This is a genomic window from Aquibium pacificum, assembly GCF_040839445.1.
Lineage (GTDB): Bacteria > Pseudomonadota > Alphaproteobacteria > Rhizobiales > Rhizobiaceae > Aquibium > Aquibium pacificus.
The window spans coordinates 1-18366 of sequence record NZ_JBDPGJ010000013.1 but is presented as its reverse complement, the minus strand read 5'-3'; the positions used below and the strand labels follow the sequence as shown (position 1 = coordinate 18366).

Below are 18366 nucleotides of genomic sequence, written 5' to 3'. Positions count from 1 at the left end.
CAGACTTCGGGCCTCGACCAGCATGGGCACGCCCGCTTCAATGGCGGCCATGGTCACCGTGTCGGATCTGCTGAGGTGATCGCGGGCCGTCGTCATCAAATGAGCGATGGTCCGGGCTGACGGTACCCTCCGAAGCTGCTGGTCGGATGCGCGCTCGGCGCGGCGGCGGCAGGTCGCCCACTCGCCGACCACACGCAGTGAGCCGCGAAAGCCCTTGACCTGCAGGCGTTGCCAGAGTTCGGCGCCGTTGCGGCAACCCGCGTTCCACATATCGTCGAGCATCGGCATGTGCGCTTCGAGGGAACTCTGCCGGATGCGGAAGACATCCGTTCTCTCGCCGCGGATCACCTGGCGGACCAGTTTGCGGCTATGGCCGGTGCGGCGCACGATCTCCTTGATGGGAACGCTGTCGCTGGCGAGCCCCGCGATGACGGCATTCATCTCCTCGCGTCTGAGGTAGCCCTCGTACTGCAGCTTCTCCGCGCAGGTCAGCAGGTCTGGGTTGATCGTGGCTGCGCCGATCGCGGTCTGGATCGAGCGCATCGACTTGCGCACCGCGTCCAGGAAGGCGGAACTTGCATTCTCCATGAGGTGCCAGCGGTCGGCGACCTGCACCGCATCGGGCAGCGCCTTCGTCGCCGCCTCGCCGTAGCCGCCGCCGCGGTCGCGCGACACGACGGCGATCTGGGGATGCCCGGCCAGCCAGGCATGGACGGTCGCGATCTCGCGGTCGGGCAGGAGCGCGACGATCCGGCGCTGCTCCAGATCGCACACGATGCTGCCGTAGCGATGATTTCGGCGCCATGCCCAGTCGTCGATGCCGATGACGTTCAGCGGCGCCTCAGGCAGTTTCGCCCGTTTCCGGACCACCCGAAGGAGCGTGTCATTGCTGACCGGCACCATCAGCCTCTTGGCAAAGCCGGCGGCCGGTCTGCCACCCAGCGCCAGCCCGAGATGATGAACGAGACATTCGAGACGCGACGTCCGCCGGGAACGCTCCGCCACCACCTTGTCCTCGAACCGCTCCCCGAAAATGCGTCGTCGACAGGACGTCGCCTCGCAGACGAACCGGCGGGCCGTAAGCCGAAGTCGGACTTTCCGGCCGGCACACGGCAGATCGGCGATGGTCCTGACGTATCGGCTGTGGACGCGGCCGGAGAAGCGACCGCAGAGCGGGCACGGCCGACGCTCGGCAGCCGACCGTGCAGAAACGACCATCATCCCATCGTCCTCGGCGGCACTCTCGACAACCAATCAGGCCGGGATCAGGGACGACAAACGCATGATGTTCGCCATGGCGCTGATTCCCCTCGTGAAACAGCGCCACTCGGGCACGCAAAATCATCAGATGTGAGTCAGAGCCCTTATTCCACGCCGAAACACAGATTCGGGTCGTCGTGGAAGACGAGGTCGAGAACCCAGTGAAGTCGGTTCGCTACGCCCCAGTGGGCGCGGACAGGGTATGCGAAGAAGCGGGCATTGCGACTGGCGGAGGAAAGGTAGTATCTGCGGCCTATAGCGAGGTGCACCACGTTTGATTCCCGCTTCGAACATGACAAGGCTGGCGAAGGCGGGAAAGCGCGGCTCTCCCGGGAAGCGGCGGTCCATGGAAAGCCATGCGACGTAGTGGCTGACGCGGTGGCGGCGGGTTTCAATGCGGCCGTGGTCCCCGTCGATGGTGACCTCAGTGTCGAAGGCGCCAGCCGACTCCCCGTCGAAGAAGGGGCGCACGTCGTCGGCGAGCATCGGCCAGTTGTCCTTGAGGGCGAGCAGATAGTCGGCCCATTGACGCCGATGCCCTCGGCGATGTTGCTCTGGCAGCCCATGGCGTCGATTGTGAAGAGGGCACGGGTGAGTTCGAGGCGCTCCAAGAGCATCGGGATGGCCTTGATCTCGTTGGACTTTGTTGCGACCGCCTACTGTCCGAGGAAGAGCCGCTGGCGACTCGCCCAGGCCGACGCCAGATGCAGCGGTGACCCGTCGCGTGCTCTCGGGCGGCGCGATGTCTTGCCGTCGATGTCCGGCTTGGCCTCGGCCAGTCCGGCCACCCATGCCGTGAAGCACCCCGAGAAGAAACTGGCCGGCAGCGCGTTCATCACGTCGTTTAGGGTGTCAGGCGAGGGAATGCCCCATTCGTAAGGCCGCAGTCGCCGAAGAGGTCCGGCTTGCGCACGCCACAGCGCAGGACCTCGTCGAGTTGATAGACCACCTCCCACGACTGGCGCGGGTCTTCGAGGGCGGAGAAATGATTCAGGAACGAGCGATCGGCTATGTGGAAACCTCGTTGATTCGAGGTCTCCAATGAACGTATGGCCCGCCCCGTCTGCAAGGGTGTATTGAAGATCGCTCTATTCAGTCTGCGTCAACGTATCCGGTCTCGGGATCATGCCCCGGCCAAGATGGAGATCCGCGCAGCCTGGTCGTTCTAATCACGCCGGTCTCGAGCGACCGTTCAATTGTCCAGGTTTCCAGGTTGCCGTTCGACTGTCAGGCCATCTTCTCTTCACCACCCGCAGATTGTCGCGACCATCAGCTCGGCAGCCGATGCCCGTCTCTTTCCTATGCCGCCGCGATCGCCGGATCGAAGCTGCGCTCCTTGCGCAATACCGCCCAGACAATGCGAGCCGGCTTGGCCGCCAGCGCGACGACGACAACGTTCTTGTGCGTCCTTTCCGACAGGCCGCGTGCCCATCGACCAAGCGGGCGTGGTCTGCATCATGATGTGCGGCAGCACAGCTCGCGCGCCATGGATCAGGTTCGCTCGCAGATACCGGTTGCCGCGTTTCGATATGCCGAGCAATCGCGGCTTGCCCCCGGTGGTTGCCTGTCGCGGTGTCAAGCCCAGCCAGGCGGCAAGGTCGCGGCCGCGTCCGAAGCTCCGCGCGTCGCCAACCGCAGCTATAAGCGCTGTGGCGTTGATGACGCCGATCCCGGGGATCGTCGAGAGTCGACGGGCCGCTTCGTCCTCACGCGCCATTGCCACGAACTCCGCGTCGAAGGCAGCGATCCGTTCATCGAGGCTGCGCCATTCGGCGCGCAAACCCTCGACCAGAACCCGCATGCGCAGAGTCAGTCGGGGATCGCCCCTGTCGGCAAAGGTCGAAAGCGTATCCTCCAGCTTGCGCCGCCCCTGTGCCACGACAATGCCACGCTCAAGCATAAGCGCGCGCAGATGGTTGATCAGCGCCGTGAGCTCCGCCACCAGACGAGCGCGCGCCCGATGCAAGGCTTGGATGTCCGATTGCGCCACGTTCTTGACCGGCACAAAGCGCATCGTCGGCCGCGTCGCGGCTTCCGCGATCGCCTCGGCATCGTGGTCGTCATTCTTGTTGGCCTTCACATAGGGGCGAACGTATTCCGGTGACATGAGCCGGATCGTGTGACCTGCCGCGTCGAGCAGACGGCCGAGGTGGTGTGCGCCACAACAGGCTTCCATTGCCACGATGCAAGCCGGCAGCTTGCCGACAAAATCCACAACGCCATCACGACGAAGACGTCGACGAAGGACAACAGCACCAGCCTCATCCAACCCGACGAGGCTGCACACGTTCTTGCCAAGATCAATTCCAAGCACGAAGATCGACATCGGTCCGTTCCTCTCTCGTTCCAAAACGAAGCAATCCTATCCGATTGCTCTGGAGAGGGGCGGGCCATCCCATAATCACGGCATACCCCATGCCGGAATGCCCTGCGTCTTCAGGCCATTCCTTTGCTGTGGAGTCTCAACAGGTTGTCCGCGGTCAGGCCGAGGCGGCTGATCGGCGTTTTGGACTTCAGGCTGCCGTGTAGACAAAGCTAATTGTAGCGGCGGAGCCAGATCGGTAGTTAGGCGGCGCGATGGTCGGAGTTCGGGTAGGCCACGGCGTATGCCCACTCGCGCAGCTCGGTCTGGATGAAGCGTTCGGCCTTTCCGTTTGTCCTGGGCGTATAGGCCCTTGTCCTAACATGCCTGAGCCCGAGCTTGCGGCAGGCCTTGGCGAAGGCCTTCGAGCGGTAGCACGAGCCGTAGCACCTAAGGAAGGAATGAGCCGAGGCAGCTGAGAAAGCGGTGCGCGCAGCTTTTCGCTGCAGGCGCGCACCGCTCGAGGCGGCCATGGCCAGTCAGAGTTTCTCTAGAATGTGAGTGTTCACAACCCATTCCGGAGAGACTGACCATGACCATTGCAGATTCTATACCCACCGACGCCCTGCTTGTAGCCGTCGACATTGCCAAGGTGCGCAACGAAGTTCTGATCGAAGCACCTGGCGGCAAGCGCGCCGCCGGCTGCTGGTCCTTAGCAATCGTGCCGAGAATGATCGGCTGATTGAGGTGCTGCTGGCGTACGGCCGAACTATAGTCTGCGGCTTTGAGGCGACGGGCAATTATCAGAGACCCATCGCGTGGCGCCTGGCTGAAGCGGGCTTCGAGGTACGGTTGATTTCGTCGCTGGCGCTCGCCCGAACCCGCGAAGCCTTGCACAACAGCTGGGACAAGAACGATCCAAAGGATGCGCAGGTGATGCTGCACATGCTGAAGATCCAGGCGACCCAGCGCTATCACGATCCGCTGCGCGCCGGAACCAATGACGTACAGGAGCTGTCGAAGACACATGAGGCGATCGCAAAGGCCAAGACCGAGATCCAGCACCGCATCCTGACACACTACCTGCCGCTGTATTTTCCCGAGATCGATCGCTTCCGTGGAAACAGTCGCAGCGATTGGTTCTTCGCTTTCCTCGACGCCTTCGCGACACCGGCGAGCATCATGGCGTTGACGAAGGACGAGTTCGTCAAAGCTGCGTGGGATGTCGTCGGCCGCAAGGTCAGCAAAACACAGATTCTAATGGATATTTACGAGTCGGCACGCACCTCGATCGGGCTGCCGTTGCCGCTTGATGCCCCCGCCATTCATATGTTCCGCATGGTTTGCTGAGGCCCGTAGCTTGATCCGTCAGCGCAACGAGATCGAAGCACAGGCAGACGAGTCGCTGCGACATAGCCAGGATTACCAGCTCCTGCGACAGATCCCCGGCATCGGGCCAATCAATGCGCTGACGATGATTGCCGAGGCCGGCGACCTACGCCGCTTCCATCATTACTGCCAGTTTCTCAAATTCTGCGGGCTGAACCTGTCGACACAGCAGTCTGGCCAGTATCGTGGCCAGACCCGGCTTTCCAAGTTCGGCAATGCCAGGCTGCGCCGTACGCTGTGGATCGCCGCACAGTTGCTATCCGTCAACGTGAGAACGGGTTCCGTCACAAGTTCGAGCGCTACATCGCGAAGGATCGCGACAGTCCAGACCTGCGTCGGAAGGCGATGACCGCAATTACCGCCAAGATGGCCCGCGTCGTGCACGCTGTCGTCAAAGGCGGTTCAGACTACCGGCCCTTCTTCGAAGGGCGGGTGCCGGGTGGAAGACCTCTGTCAGCTAGGGCCGTGAGGGCATCGCAAACGATGACCCTGTAGATAATGTCCGGGTCTTCCACCTGGATCAGAAGCTCGTGTTGAGGACGGTGAGGGCCGCCATCGTGCGTACCCTGTGTTTGCTATGGACGAGACTTTTCCCTTGCCGGTGGAACCCGCCTGGTTTTCGACTACCCGACTTGACCATCGTCATGCAGCGAGAGGAGGCGATTGCCGCCCTGAAGAAGACGACGGCGCTTTTGTTCGTCGGGCAGGGTCTGGCTGAAGGCGATGCGCGAAGCGTCGTCGATGGCGACATGGACGAACTCCCAGCCGGCGCCGCGCGACGTGCCCTCTTTACGATCGCCGGTGGTGCGGTGGCCGACGCGATCGAACCGGCCGAGTTTCTTGATGTCGATGTGGATCATCTCGCCGGGGTGGTCACGGTTCGTAGCGCCCGACCGGCTCGGCCGGCTCAATGTCCTTCAGCCGTGACAGCCGGGCGCGCCTGAGCACCCGGCTGACGGTGGCCGGCGAGGCGCCGACCTCGAGTGCGATGTGCCGGCCGGTCCAGCGCTAACGGCGCAAAGCCACGATGCGGTCAACCACCGCCTGTTGGGTCATGTTCGGCATCACCTTGGGCCGAGACGAGCGATCGGTCATGCCCGCGCGCCCTTCGGCCTTGAAGCGCCCGACCCAGCGCGCCACGATCTTCGCCGATACACCATACGCCTGCGCCACCTGGGCTTGCGAAAGACGAACTTCTATGACCGACAGCGCCATCTCTTCTCGACGCAGCGACGTCGGACCGGGCGGGGAAGACTGGCAACTCCAGTCTCCCCCGCCCGGTCCGATTGGACAACCTCCGGAAAGCTCACTCCGAGAGCGCGACGACGCCTGCTCGGAGACGGGACCGCTAAGCGGGCCGATTTCGAACAAACGTAAACCGGTCTTTCAGGCGAATGAAGCGTCTCTCGTAGAGATGATATGATGCAGCGGCAACAAGGATCGTCAGCACCAGACCGATCACGAACATCAGTCCATAGGTAACGTCGAGTTCAAAGTACTTCGCCACCCTTGGTGGGATCCAGCGGGCAATGAAGAAGTGCCAGATATATAGTCCATAACTGATCTTCCCTAGATATGCGATCGGCCCTAACGCCAGAATCCTCGCAAGGTAACTCTCTTCGCTAAGGCAGTAAAGGAGAAGAGCGGAGAATAACAATGCCAGAATCGGATAGACAATCAAACCGTTTCTGTGATTGAACTGACTAAATCCATATTCCCGGGTGTACAGCCACAACGACACAATGATCAGGAGCGTCACAATTCCATATACCCAGGATGGGACGCGCTTATAGATATCTGACGCCCAGGCCATGCCGCAGATAATACCTGCTATCACCGTCTCTGCTCTCAAGAACGGGGTCATATATACTGTATTCTCACTTACCATCAGGCCGTGCGAGGTTATATACCAACGCAGCCATGCGCTGATGCAGGCCGCCACAAGGAGCGCGGCCAAGGCGATTTTCAGTCGACCTTTGGTTCCTATGATGGCCGCAATGATGAAGGGGAGCACGAGGTAAATCTGCTCCTCGTACGCAATTGTCCAGAGGTGGTTGCCCATGAAGAACGACCACCTCTCGCTGGTCCAACCCCAGAGCAGGTTGATCGTGAACGTCAGATACGCAAGGAGCGACCAAATCGTATTTCCCGGCGTTCCGTATGCATATCCGATTGACCAGACGATCGCGATATATAGAAAATAGAGCGGAATGATGCGAAGGATCCGCCGTAGGTAGAAGAACCTGAAATTGATCTGCCCATTCTTGTCATTCTCAGCAGAAAGCATGGCGAAGAATAAGAACGAGGAGAGCAGGAAGAACAAATCCACGCCGGACCAGCCGAACTCTACGGCGAAGGCCACCATACTGTTGTCTTGCGGGCCCAGGGTATGCCGCGCAAAGACGAGGAGAAATGCCAAGAAGCGCAAGCCATCGAGTGCGGGGAAGTAGAGCCGCGGGCCGGTGTCGACAGGATGCGTCAAGATTGATAACTCAATGCGTGGAATGGAGCGCCAACGGACACCGCTTGCCACTGCAAGTCAAGCTAAGTTGCTGATTTCCACATCAAATAGTCGGATCGATCAGCGACTTCGCCACTGTACGAATTGATTTCCTTTCCGTTGGCCGGTCGCAGGCCCCGAACGCCGCGCGGATCTGGTACAGTTTCTTGTAGAGTCCGACTCGCGGCCGCTCGGATGCCAGTCCTGTGGAAGGGCGGCTCTGCGGAACGTGTTGTCGCTGGCATTGTCGCCGCGCTCGTACTGGACATAGACGTGCCGGTCCGGAAGACGCTCGATGCGGGTGATCATCTCGGTCATTTAGGTTGGTTTGCCGGTGGCAAGAAGATACGTCTGGTTAACGCCGCGGCCGCCGTCCGCCAGCTTTTGCAGCACGCACTCGCCGATGTCGTCGCTCAGGACATAGTCCCTCAACGTACCGGGCTTTCCGAACAGCGTGGGTCGTCCAGTTGCCGAGGCCGTTCTTCAGCAGCATAATAGGCAGGCCGACACGCCCCGTCGGCTCCCCATATCCGTAGACGGCGCTGGGCCGGTAGATCATCTTCGCAATAGGCGCCCGCAGGGCTTCGACCTTCGCCTCCTGCACAAGCTTGTAGACGCCGTAAGGCCGCAGCGGTGCGAAGTGGGTGGCGGCATCGACATCGACCTGTGTCTCGAATAGGCCGCCCGCTGAACTCAGGAAATGGAAACAGACGGAGCCCAAGGCCAGGATGTCGAGCGTCGTCTCGCTCAGGTCGAGGATGGACTCGAACGCGGGTATCTCGTCGAGGACCGTGGCTTTGTCCGCACCGAAACCAGCCCGTCCGGCCGCCCATATGATGGACAGATCCACGTTCTCGGTCTCCGCCGCGTGCCGCCTGAGCACGTCGAGGATGCGAGCCGTCTGCCCGCGTGTCGCTTTATGAAAAGGGAAGCAAGGCCTCCGACGGACGCTCCGACCGTATGATCGCGTCGTGCATCGCCGCGCCGACGAGTCCGAGGCCGAACAGCGCCACGACCCTCTGGCGCGACCGCGGGCCGAAATCGAGCCAGGAGAGGATGGTCATGTCCAGCGGGCGAAATAGGCGTGAAGTACCGCGTCACTCGACCGGTCTATCGTAAAGTAGAGCGGCTTCCCGTGCGCGCGCAGGATCAGGAAGGAAAGGTATTCGAGCACGATGCCGAGCAGGAACACGATGACACCTCCGAAGAACGCGATCGTCAGCATCAGCGACGTCCAGCCAACACTCTCGATGGCGGTCGGAAACAGGACCTTGGAGAACAGCAGGACGAGGGACAGGACAAGGACGATGCCTGAGATGACGAGACCGCTGAGTGAAGCCGCGCGCAGGATCTTGATGTGGCTCGAAAACAGCAGCTTTCGGGCGTGCGACAGGAGGGACCGAAAGCGGTAGCCGCTCCTCCCGGTCGAGATGTAGCGTTCGTCCTTCAGGGTCATGGTCACCACGTCTATGCGCTTGGTAAACCAGGACAGCGCGACGTCAAAGAACGTGTCGTGGGCACAGACGCTCGACGCGGCGCGTGCCACGGCGCCGCGGATTAGGCGAAAGCTGTTCACCTTTCGTACGTTAGGGTTACCGGACAGCATTTCGATCAGGCGCTTGTAAGTCCGCGAAGTCCAGTCGCGCATCATCGTCTCGTGGATTCCCTCCGAGGGGCTGGCGTAGATGACGTCGCGCTGTTCGGTCACCGCCCGCCTCAGCAGTTCGACGATGCGCCCGGGAGGATGCTGGAGATCCTCGTCGATGGTAGCCACCCAGTCCCCAGAACTGTGTAGGATGCCGGCTATAGTTGCCGCGTGCTGCCCGAAATTGCGCGACAGGTGGATTGGATTAACCCAAGACTTCTCACGACCCAGTTCATCGATGAGAACGCCGGATCCATCCACCGCTTCGTCATCCACCAGGATCAGTTCGTGCGCCGCAAACGGCGCCTGTTTGGCGACGCACTCGTCCCTCAGCCGCTCGACCTCCCCGACGAGACGCCGGAGATAGGCCTCGCCCGAGTAGACGGGGGTGACAATCGATACTTTAATCATGGAGCGGTTCTCGCTGTTTCGCCCTCGGCGCGGAAAATGTCTGCAACTTGTTTGATCAGGACACCCGCTAGGCGATTAGAAAGCAGCAGATCTGAAACGCCATGAGGATGAACATCGCCGAATAGAGGGCCTGGACCACGAGGAGGAACGTGCCCACCCGGGGCCTGACTGAGGCGGCCGCCAGGTCGGGAAAAACTCCAGCCGGACCGAGCCTTCGGGCGAAAGCGAGATTGAACAGGAAGGCAGCCGAAAGCCCCATCAGCGGGGCGAAAAGCGGCCAGTATCGCGCATGGCTGGGGTGGAGAAACGGCTGTACGAAGATGCAGAGAGTAAACAACTTAACGCATAGGCTCATCACCTGCATCTCGAGGTTCCGCGGGGTCACGATCCACACGTTCGCGCATAGAAGAAGCAATATCACCGGGACGTAAACCGCCAGCGAGGCGTATTTGACCAAATCAGATAGGGCGGCGAGGACATCCTTGTCGGTGATCGACTTCACACCTGACGCGAACCGGTCGAAGAATGCGGTGGGGGTCGACAGGAACGAGCGAAAGTTGTGGGCGACGCGCTTCATATAGGACGTGTAGGTGACGTTGCGGAGCGCGTAGTCGGTCATCAGCTTCTGGGCCTCAAGTTCGCTGATTTGGTGTGCTCTACCATATTCCCTGGAGAACTTGACCGCTTCGCGCCAAGTGTTGTCGCCCGGACAGGGCCCGAAGCAGATCTGGTTGGCGCCCCCAAACGTAATTCCCAGCGACAGGGTCAGCGTGCTGGTCGTCAGAACCGGCCCGCCGAGCTTGCTGCTGACAAGCAGACTCCACGGCGCAAGCAGTGCGGCAAAGACCAGCACGCCCGCGAGACTGTTGCTCAGGTTGCGCAGGACGAACTCCCGCCTGTCCGCGAGCAGGACCATGACGGCGAGAAAGACATGGATCGCAAACACAAGGACGATAGCGTTGCCGCGGACATAGACCACCGCGAGCAGGAGAAGTTCGAATCGCAGAATCGTCGCGAGGTCGACTCGATCCTGGTGAAGGAGGATGAGCGCAAGCCGATAGGCTTGAGCGAAGGCAACGGCGATCAAGAGGCCTCCCACGACCTCTCCGAAGATCGTCGAGGTAAACAGGATCCAGCCCAAGATAAGGGTTGGACATATCAGTAGCGCGATCGTAAACGTCTGCCCAAGGAGCAGGTCGACCCTGCGTAGTGTCCAGATCCACACCGCAAACGATAACAGCGCCGAATTGAGGCGCCAGAGCCAGATGTGGTTAGCCGCGCTGAGCAACGGATCGGCGATGAAGGCAGGCACTGTGACCAGGAGCATGCCGGGCATGAACCAGCCATTGTCGACGACGGCGTCGATGACCTTGGCAAGCGTTGGCACGGGCGGCCGCTGCAAAAGCCAGTTCGCGAGTACCTTCGACGCGAAGAGATAGTTGTCCTCGTCGCCCTGGTGCCGGGCCGTGGCGAGGAACAGGTAATTGAGGATCCACAGCGCCACACCGGCCAGAAACAGGCCGTAGATGACCGTCGTCCATCTGCCCCCCAGGCCAGACGAGGTGGGGAATATGTAGGTCAATGGCCAGTGACGTGGTCGAGAGGGCGAGTCAGCAATGCTCATCCGGCTTCACTCGGGTTCGCGGACCCGAACACTCGGCGTCTAATCATGACGACACCGATCGCGGCAATGATGATCGGTCGATCCGCGTCGCGAGTGTCCCTGCCGGTTACAAAAGCTTTCGCTGCCGCGTGGCTATCGTTCTGCATTGCGAGCCTTAAATTCACATACGACGGGCCGATCTTATCCCTCACATCGTCATAGCACGCAAATGCTCACGCTGGGAGACGTGGAAAACGCTCCGTTAGCAGCTCGCCGGTTAGGCTTGGGCGGCGGGGGAGCCCTTGCCATCGGCATGGTCGGATCGCTCGCGCGCCGCCTTGCCGAGATTGCCGTTGAGGAGCCCGTCCAGCTGGTCCTTCCACGGTTCGATCTTCGGCTTCGGTTGCCGCTCCCGTGTGTTCCGGCGGAGTAAAGACCCCGCTTTGGAGTGCGCCCCTGAGGGTGGACAGATCGGCTTGAGGAATTGACCAGGCTTGTCGGGTTATCAAAAAGGGAACCCATGGCAAGATATCGCACTCACAGCATCGAGTTTAAGCGGCAGGTCGCGCAGGAATATCTGTCAGGCGAGACGCTTCACGGTTTGGCGAAACGGCACGACGTCACCCGCAACCTGATCCGTGTCTGGTACGTAAATATGAGGAAGGCGCCTTCGATGACGATGCGCGGGCCGCCGACCTTATCCAGAAATGCAAGGCTCGGATCGCGGCCCTTGAGCGGCTCGTCGGCAAGCAGGCTCTGGAACTGGAGTTTCTAAAGGGGGCTCTGAAAAGCGCACCGCCGCCGAGAAGAGGGACTGCATCCGTCGTCACCGGCCCCGCGGCATCTCCATCGCCGAAGGATGCCGACTGATGGGGATCGCGCGCTCGACCTACTACGACCGCCCGGAGAAGGCGGCCGACGACACCGCGATCGTCGAGGCAATATTCGCGATCTGCGACGGGTTCGAGTCCTACGGTTATCGCCGCGTCGGCGCTGCGCTGCGTCAGCAAGGCTTCGTCGTGAACCACGAAAAGATCCGGCGCCTGATGCGCGAGCATGATCTGCAGCCCAAGATGAGGCGGCGCTTCGTGGCCACCACCGACAGCGATCATGACGGCCCGATCTTCCCCAATCTGGCGAAGGAGATGGTTCCGGCCGGTCCGAACCAGCTGTGGGTTTCCGACATCACCTATGTCGCGCTGCCGACCCGCTTCGTCTATGTCGCCGTCCTGCTCGATGCCTGGTCGCGCCTGATCGTCGGCTACGCCATCGGCCGCTCCATCGATGCGCGCCTGACGGTCGCCGCCTTGAGGGCCGCTATCAATCGGAGAAGACCACCGCTAGGGTCTGTACTCAATAGGGTTGGCGCGGGATTGATTTGCTGATTCAAGGGTTCCGTTGGAACGGAGGGCTTTGTGAAGCAGCGTCTGACCTGGCTTAGCGATGTGGAGTGGGCTCGGATCGAGCCCTTGCTTCCTCGAGGGCGCAAGGGTGCACATCGGGTTGACGACCGACGCGTCATCTCGGGCATCGTGCACATGCTCAAGAGCGGCGCCCGCTGGCGTGACCGCCCGCCCGAATACGGGCCGTACACCACGATCTACAACCGCTTCAACCGCTGGAGCCGCCAAGGCATCTGGCTGGGAATGTTCGAGGCGCTGACCGGCCATAGCGGCGTGTGGGGAACAGTCCCCATCGATGCCACCCACATCAAGGCGCACCGCTCGGCGGGCGGCGAAAACGTATGGCCCGCCCCGGTTGCAAGCGACGATTGGAGGATGGTGTGAACAGTCTGCATAAACGTATCCGGCATGTCGGCCTGACGGCCGCCGCCAAGATGGAGATCCGCGCGTTCCGATCCTCATAAAGGGGCCGGCCTCGTTGGGCCATTTTACGCCGGAGGTTTTCGGAACACCGATCGACTGTCAGGCCATCTTCCTTTCACCACTCGCAGCTCGTGACGTCCGGCAGTTAATATCCGGACGTTTGTTCCTCATCCCTACTTCGACGCGACCTGATAAGTCCTTCCGTGGTGGAGCAGCGCCCACACAGTGCGGGCCATCTTCGCAGCCAGCGCGACGACGGCGACATTGAGGTGGGTGCGAGCGAGGAGTGCGCGCAGCCACGATCCGACCGCCGTGTTGCTCTTGGTCAACGAGGGTATAGCCGACCGTGCGCCCTGGATCAGCATCTTGCGCAGATACCTGCTTCCGCGCTTCGTGATACCCAGGAGCTTCGGCCTTCCTCCAGTTGTGGCTTGCCGAGGCACAAGGCCCAACCATGCGGCGAGGTCGCGTCCCTTGTCGAATGTTGCCGCGCTGCCAACTGCGGCTACCAGTGCGGTGGCATTCAGCGCTCCGATGCCGGGAATGCCTGTCAGTCGCCGGGCGCGGTCGTCGGTCCGCGCCATGGTTGCGAACTCGGCGTCAAAGGCCGCGATGCGGCGGTCCAGCTCTTCCCAGCGCGAACGCATGTCCTCGAGTAGGAACGCCATCCGTCGGCTCAGCGCGTCGCCGCCGTTGTCCAGCAGTTCACTCAGCGAAAGACGCAGCCGGGCGTGACCCTGGGCCACGACGTGCCCGCGCTCCAAAAGCAGGCTCCTGATCTGATTGGTCAACGAGGTGCGTTCACTGACCAGGCGGTCACGCACTCGATGCAGGGTTTGAACGTCGGGCTGCTCTTCGCTCTTGAGTTCGACGAAGCGCATGGTGGGTCGCGTCGCCGCTTCGGCGATCGCCTCAGCATCGCGGTCATCGTTCTTTTGAGCCTTCACATAAGGGCGCACATATTCCGGAGACATTAAACGGACCTGATGGCCCAGTGCCGCCAGCGATCGCCCCATGTGATGTGCACCGCAGCAGGCTTCCATCGCCATGATGCAGGGCGACAGCTTTGTAGCGAACGCGATCACCCCCTCGCGTCGCATTCGCCGTCGAATGACGACCTTTCCGCTTTCGTCCAGGCCGACGACACTGCAGCTGTTCTTGCCCAGGTCGATGCCAAGGATCACAATGCTCATGGTCCGCTCCTTCCTCTCTTGAACACCGACATCCTACACACAAGCTTCGGCGGGAGGGGCGGGCCATCCATAAAGGGGGGCCGTCGCGCAAGCCATCGGCGTCTCGCGCGGCGGCCGGACGAGCAAGCTCCACGGACTGACCGACCCGCAAGGCCGGCCGCGTCTGCTCATGCTTTCGGCCGGCAACATCAACGACATGACCATGGCAACCAACCTGCGAGCAAGCGAGGGGCCGCTTCGACAGGCTGATCGCCGACAGGGGCTATGACACCAACGCCATCCGAAGCGCCATTGCCGACCCGGGCGCCGAGGTGGTCATCCCCTCCACCACCAGCCGGCGCAACCCCATCCCCTACGATCGCGACGCCTACAAGGCCAGGAACCTCGTCGAGCGCCTCTGGTGCCGCCTCAAGGACTGGCGTCGAATCGCAACCCGCTAGAACAAGCTCGCCAGAAACTTCCTCGCCGCAGCCCTCATCGCAGCAACCGTCATCTACTGGTGCAATTGAGTCCGGACCCTAGGCTGCATTCACCATTCCGATCGCGGCTCGCAATATGCTGCCGAGATCTACCGGCAGCTTCTTGCCGATCAAGGTCTGATCGGCTCGATGGGCCGCAGAGGCAATCCCTATGACAACGCCAAGGCCGAGAGCTTCATGAAGACGCTAAAGGTCGAAGCCGTCTACCCTATGGCTTTCGAAACCTTCGACGACGTCACTGAACACCTACCCCGCTTCATCGAGGACGTCTACAACAACCGCAGGCTCCATTCGGCGCTCGGCTATCTGAGCCCGCAGCAGTTCGAGGATCAACACATCCGTCAGACTGGCAGAACAGCAGCCCGACCACTGTCCACCCTCAGGGGCGCACTCCAATGTCGGGCTGGATGTGTCGACGAAGGAGACCAGCGTCTACGTTGTCGACGATGCTGGCAAGGTCGTATTCCAAGGTAAGGCCGGGGCCGACCCAAGTCCGCTGGCGGAGCGCCAGATCGCGCGGATGTCGCCGTTCTTCCCGCTGCCGCACGGCGTTCCGCGGGTTGATGGCCGGCGGGTGGTGAGCGGCATCATCAAGTGATCCGCATCGGGCTGCAGTGAAAGGACGCGCCGGCCGGCTACGGCCCGCACAAGACGTTTTAGAACCGCTTCATGCACTGCAGCCTTATGGGGGTGTTCGACCGCATCTTCGTAGGCCTCGTCGGCCAAGACCAGAGCCCGAGCGCATCATGATCGACGCGACGCATCTGAAGGCCCACCGCACGGCGGCGAGCCTAGTGACAAGGGGGATGTTCCCTGTCGTATCGGACGAACGAAAGGCGGGCTGAACTCCAAACTCCACACCATCTACGACGCTGACGGACGGCCGATCATCCTGCGCCTGTCGGAAGGCCAGATGAGCGACCACAAGGGCGCGCGCCTCGTGCTCGACTCCATGCCGACGGCCTCTCATCTGATTGCCGATCGCGGATATGACAGCGCATGGTTTCGCGCCGAACTCGAAGCCCGGGGCATCACGCCGTGCATCCCGTCGAGCCGCGGTCGCACAGTCCCCTTCGACTACGACAAGGTCCTCCATCGCCAGCGCCACAAGGTCGAAAACCTGTTCGCCAAACTCAAGGACTGGCGGCGCATCGCAACCCGCTACGACCGATGCGCACACACCTTCTTCTCAGCCATCTGCATCGCTGCAGCCGTGATCCTCTGGCTCTCAATGGGTCCTGAGCCTAGCGGCTCCCACAACACGTTCGCCTTCGCATCTGCTATCAGGCCGGCCATGCTCCAGTTAATTCATCATTTTCGGCTGAAACATCGCCTGTAGCCGCGCCAGATTTTCGATTCTCCCGGCGAAGACGGCTTCCTGTTCCGTTACGTCGATAACCAAGAGTGTGTCTGTCTCAGGCTGAAAGCCGGCGCTTCGGATTTTCTCTTCAACGCTCCCGATTTCCTCATCCGTCTTCAGAATGAACATGGAAGGCGCTTCCATCCATATTTCTGGATAGGTAGAGAGCAATTCCAAAAGTTTATCATATCGCTTCTGATAATTGCTGTCGAATCGATGACAAACGACAATTGCAAAGGTTCTCATTTTCCACCCGCCGACCGTGTCCTTTACCTTGCGTCATGATATATTAACTGTCAAATGAAACTGCAGGACAGGCGAATATTATGCCATTTTTTCATCGTCGCTGGCCGAAGGATATAACCCCTCGCGTCAGCATCGCGGCGCCCCAAGCTGGCTCGGGGAAAACTGGGCACTCTCGAACAGGCCCTGCACGAACAGCTACCCATTCATCGCGGCGGTCTGGTGGACCATTCCGACAGGGGCTCCCAAGGCGGATTCAAGCGGTCGTCGCAGGAGCTGGATTCCCCTGCGCCAGCCATTTGTCAAGCGCTTCGGCTGGAGTCTTCCAGCCCAAAGACTTCCGAGGTCTCGCATTCAGAGTCGCTGCAACCGCCGCGATCGTTTCGGCGGTATGCGCGCTGAGGTCCGTGCCCTTCGGAAAGTACTGGCGCAGCAGGCCATTGGTGTTCTCGTTTGTGCCGCGCTGCCAAGGGCTTTGAGGGTCGCAGAAGTAGACCTGGATCCCCGAGTCGATCTTGAGGGCGGCATGTTGAGCCATCTCGGCACCCTGATCCCATGTCAGCGAGCGGCGAAGTTCTTCGGGCAGGGTTGTGATGGTGCGCGTGATTGCGTCACGAACAGCCTCCGCACCATGTCCGGCAAGGGCCGGTCCATTCTTGGATCGCGGTACTTCGCCATGGCCGTGCAGCCGCGGTAGATGCAGCAGCATCGTGAACCGTGTCGTGCGCTCCACGAGCGTGCCGATCGCCGAACTGCCAAGCCCCAGAATGAGATCCCCCTCCCAATGTCCGGGGACTGCACGATCATCAGCTTCAGCCGGGCGTTGGCTGATCATGATCTCGGATGACACGAAGCCCTTGCCACGAAGGCCGACACGCGCCCGTGGCGTCCGCAGTGCTCGCCCGGTCCGCAGGCATGCCGTCAGCTCTCGACGCAGCGCTCCTCGACCTTGGATGAAGAGGGCCTGATTGATGGCTTCGTGGCTGATCCGCATCGTCCCATCATCTGGAAAGTCGATCGCCAAACGCCGGGCGATCTGCTCTGGGCTCCACGCCTTTCCCCATCTTCTATCCTTGCGTTGCCCATGCCGACGTCCGCTCCAGGGGACAGTAGGACCAGCAGCAACGATCCCGTCAGGTGCGGCAACTGTGCCGGCAAGCCTTTCCTCGACATAGAGGCGCAGGGCTGGGTTCAACGCAAGCTTCGCGATCTTCGGGCGCTGCCCCGATCGCTCAGCGTACCATTGTACAGTCGAGGCGCGATACTCCAAGCCGCCGCTGCGCGTGGCAGCGTTGCGGCGCAACTCCCGGGAGATCGTTGAAGCGGCTCGATCGAGGATGCGACCGATGCTGCGCACCGACAGGCCCTGCACGCGTAGAAGTGCGATCTCTTCCCGCTCCGCGAAGGAAAGATACCGGCCGGATGGCGGCTTGGCTGACGATCTGAACATCGATGGGGGCATGCCGCCTGCCTTTCGGAACAACCTTGCTCCGACAGGCTGCGATATGCCCGCCTCCAATGCAGCATTCTCGCTCGTAACTCCCCGCGCAATTCCCAACCAAAACTGCTGAAGCTCAGCGCGCTTCGCCTCTGGAGGGCGTCCTGGCGATGGCAATGGCGCCCGACCAGATCGATGCGACCGCCGCTTTCGAAGAGTCATCGTAACCTCCCGCTTGCGAGTGTTGCGACGACCACTTGAATCCGCCCAATATGTCAGCATCCGCTACACCGAGCATCTTGCCGAAGCCGGCATCGAACTCTCCATAGTCAGTGTCGGCGGCTCCTACGACAACGCTCTCGCCGAGACGGTCAACGGCCTCTACATCACCGAGGTCATCCATCGACGCGGGCCCTGGCGGAGCTTCGAGGCGGTCGAGTTCGCCACGCTGACCGGGGTCGACTGGCTCAACAATCGCCGGCTGCTGGAGCCCTTCGGCAAAATCTCGTCGGCCGAAGCCGAGGAGCGCTACTACGTCATGATGGAAGAACCAGCCCCGGCGGCGAGACTCAAACGAACCGGCCTCCGTCGAAGGCGATGCGCGAAGCGTCGTCGATGGCGACATGGACGAACTCCCAGCCGGCGCCGCGCGACGTGCCCTCTTTACGATCGCCGGTGGTGCGGTGGCCGACGCGATCGAACCGGCCGAGTTTCTTG

General features: G+C 61.3%; 11 protein-coding genes and 9 pseudogenes. 7 read left to right on the top strand and 13 right to left on the bottom strand.

The features are described 5' to 3' along the window. The 4 genes and pseudogenes from ABGN05_RS29615 to ABGN05_RS29600 all read right to left on the bottom strand — a co-directional run. Positions 1 to 1254: ISL3 family transposase (locus ABGN05_RS29615; protein WP_367957630.1), on the bottom strand; the 1254-nt coding region annotated here is incomplete at its 3' end. A gap of 137 nt (positions 1255 to 1391) precedes the next feature. After that, positions 1392 to 2272: pseudogene (locus ABGN05_RS29610) on the bottom strand (ISAs1 family transposase); the annotation flags it as partial. A gap of 287 nt (positions 2273 to 2559) precedes the next feature. Continuing rightward, a pseudogene (locus ABGN05_RS29605) lies at positions 2560 to 3586 on the bottom strand (IS110 family RNA-guided transposase). Between the two features lie 110 nt (positions 3587 to 3696). Beyond that, positions 3697 to 4005, bottom strand: a pseudogene (locus tag ABGN05_RS29600) (integrase core domain-containing protein); the annotation flags it as partial. A gap of 149 nt (positions 4006 to 4154) precedes the next feature. On the opposite strand from ABGN05_RS29600, the pseudogene ABGN05_RS29595 reads away from it, so the two are divergent. Then, a pseudogene (locus tag ABGN05_RS29595) lies at positions 4155 to 5446 on the top strand (IS110 family RNA-guided transposase). A 194-nt stretch (positions 5447 to 5640) separates the two neighbouring features. On the opposite strand, the pseudogene ABGN05_RS29590 reads toward ABGN05_RS29595, so the two are convergent. The 5 genes and pseudogenes from ABGN05_RS29590 to ABGN05_RS29570 form a co-directional block, all read right to left on the bottom strand. Continuing rightward, positions 5641 to 6166 (bottom strand): annotated as a pseudogene (locus ABGN05_RS29590) (helix-turn-helix domain-containing protein); the annotation flags it as partial. Positions 6167 to 6299: 133 nt separating this feature from the next. Further along, complete coding sequence (locus tag ABGN05_RS29585; protein WP_367957629.1) at positions 6300 to 7433, bottom strand: acyltransferase family protein; 1134 nt, start codon at positions 7431 to 7433, stop codon at positions 6300 to 6302. Between the two features lie 373 nt (positions 7434 to 7806). Continuing rightward, complete coding sequence (locus ABGN05_RS29580; RefSeq protein ID WP_367957628.1) at positions 7807 to 8301, bottom strand: Rossmann-fold NAD(P)-binding domain-containing protein; 495 nt, start codon at positions 8299 to 8301, stop codon at positions 7807 to 7809. Between the two features lie 210 nt (positions 8302 to 8511). Continuing rightward, positions 8512 to 9507 (bottom strand): glycosyltransferase, encoded by a 996-nt coding sequence (locus ABGN05_RS29575; RefSeq protein ID WP_367957627.1) that lies wholly within the window; start codon positions 9505 to 9507, stop codon positions 8512 to 8514. 67 nt (positions 9508 to 9574) lie between these two features. After that, positions 9575 to 11131 (bottom strand): hypothetical protein, encoded by a 1557-nt coding sequence (locus ABGN05_RS29570; protein WP_367957626.1) that lies wholly within the window; start codon positions 11129 to 11131, stop codon positions 9575 to 9577. Positions 11132 to 11928: 797 nt separating this feature from the next. Here ABGN05_RS29570 and ABGN05_RS29560 point away from each other — a divergent pair. Then, positions 11929 to 12495, top strand: a complete 567-nt coding sequence (locus ABGN05_RS29560; protein ID WP_367957633.1) for an IS3 family transposase — start codon at positions 11929 to 11931, stop codon at positions 12493 to 12495. A gap of 30 nt (positions 12496 to 12525) precedes the next feature. After that, positions 12526 to 12846, top strand: a pseudogene (locus ABGN05_RS29555) (IS5 family transposase); the annotation flags it as partial. Positions 12847 to 13109: 263 nt separating this feature from the next. On the opposite strand, the gene ABGN05_RS29550 reads toward ABGN05_RS29555, so the two are convergent. Then, positions 13110 to 14129 (bottom strand): IS110 family RNA-guided transposase, encoded by a 1020-nt coding sequence (locus tag ABGN05_RS29550; protein ID WP_367957625.1) that lies wholly within the window; start codon positions 14127 to 14129, stop codon positions 13110 to 13112. A gap of 311 nt (positions 14130 to 14440) precedes the next feature. Between ABGN05_RS29550 and ABGN05_RS29545 the strand changes: the two genes are divergently transcribed. The 3 genes and pseudogenes from ABGN05_RS29545 to ABGN05_RS29535 all read left to right on the top strand — a co-directional run. Then, positions 14441 to 14569 carry a hypothetical protein gene (locus ABGN05_RS29545; RefSeq protein ID WP_373695998.1) on the top strand — a complete coding sequence of 43 codons (129 nt, stop codon included), beginning with the start codon at positions 14441 to 14443 and terminating at the stop codon, positions 14567 to 14569. A gap of 168 nt (positions 14570 to 14737) precedes the next feature. Beyond that, positions 14738 to 15082, top strand: a complete 345-nt coding sequence (locus tag ABGN05_RS29540; RefSeq protein WP_367957624.1) for an integrase core domain-containing protein — start codon at positions 14738 to 14740, stop codon at positions 15080 to 15082. 46 nt (positions 15083 to 15128) lie between these two features. Next, positions 15129 to 15836: pseudogene (locus tag ABGN05_RS29535) on the top strand (IS5 family transposase); the annotation flags it as partial. A gap of 75 nt (positions 15837 to 15911) precedes the next feature. On the opposite strand, the gene ABGN05_RS29530 reads toward ABGN05_RS29535, so the two are convergent. Both ABGN05_RS29530 and ABGN05_RS29525 read right to left on the bottom strand, forming a co-directional pair. Further along, a complete protein-coding gene (locus ABGN05_RS29530) occupies positions 15912 to 16214 on the bottom strand; it encodes a hypothetical protein (RefSeq protein WP_367957623.1) in 303 nt (100 codons plus the stop codon). A 253-nt stretch (positions 16215 to 16467) separates the two neighbouring features. After that, positions 16468 to 17871: an IS30 family transposase gene (locus tag ABGN05_RS29525; RefSeq protein WP_367957631.1), complete on the bottom strand. Its 1404-nt coding sequence runs from the start codon at positions 17869 to 17871 to the stop codon at positions 16468 to 16470. 46 nt (positions 17872 to 17917) lie between these two features. Here ABGN05_RS29525 and ABGN05_RS29520 point away from each other — a divergent pair. Beyond that, positions 17918 to 18214, top strand: a pseudogene (locus tag ABGN05_RS29520) (IS3 family transposase); the annotation flags it as partial. Positions 18215 to 18239: 25 nt separating this feature from the next. Here the strand turns inward: ABGN05_RS29520 and ABGN05_RS29515 are convergent. Beyond that, a pseudogene (locus ABGN05_RS29515) lies at positions 18240 to 18366 on the bottom strand (IS481 family transposase); the annotation flags it as partial.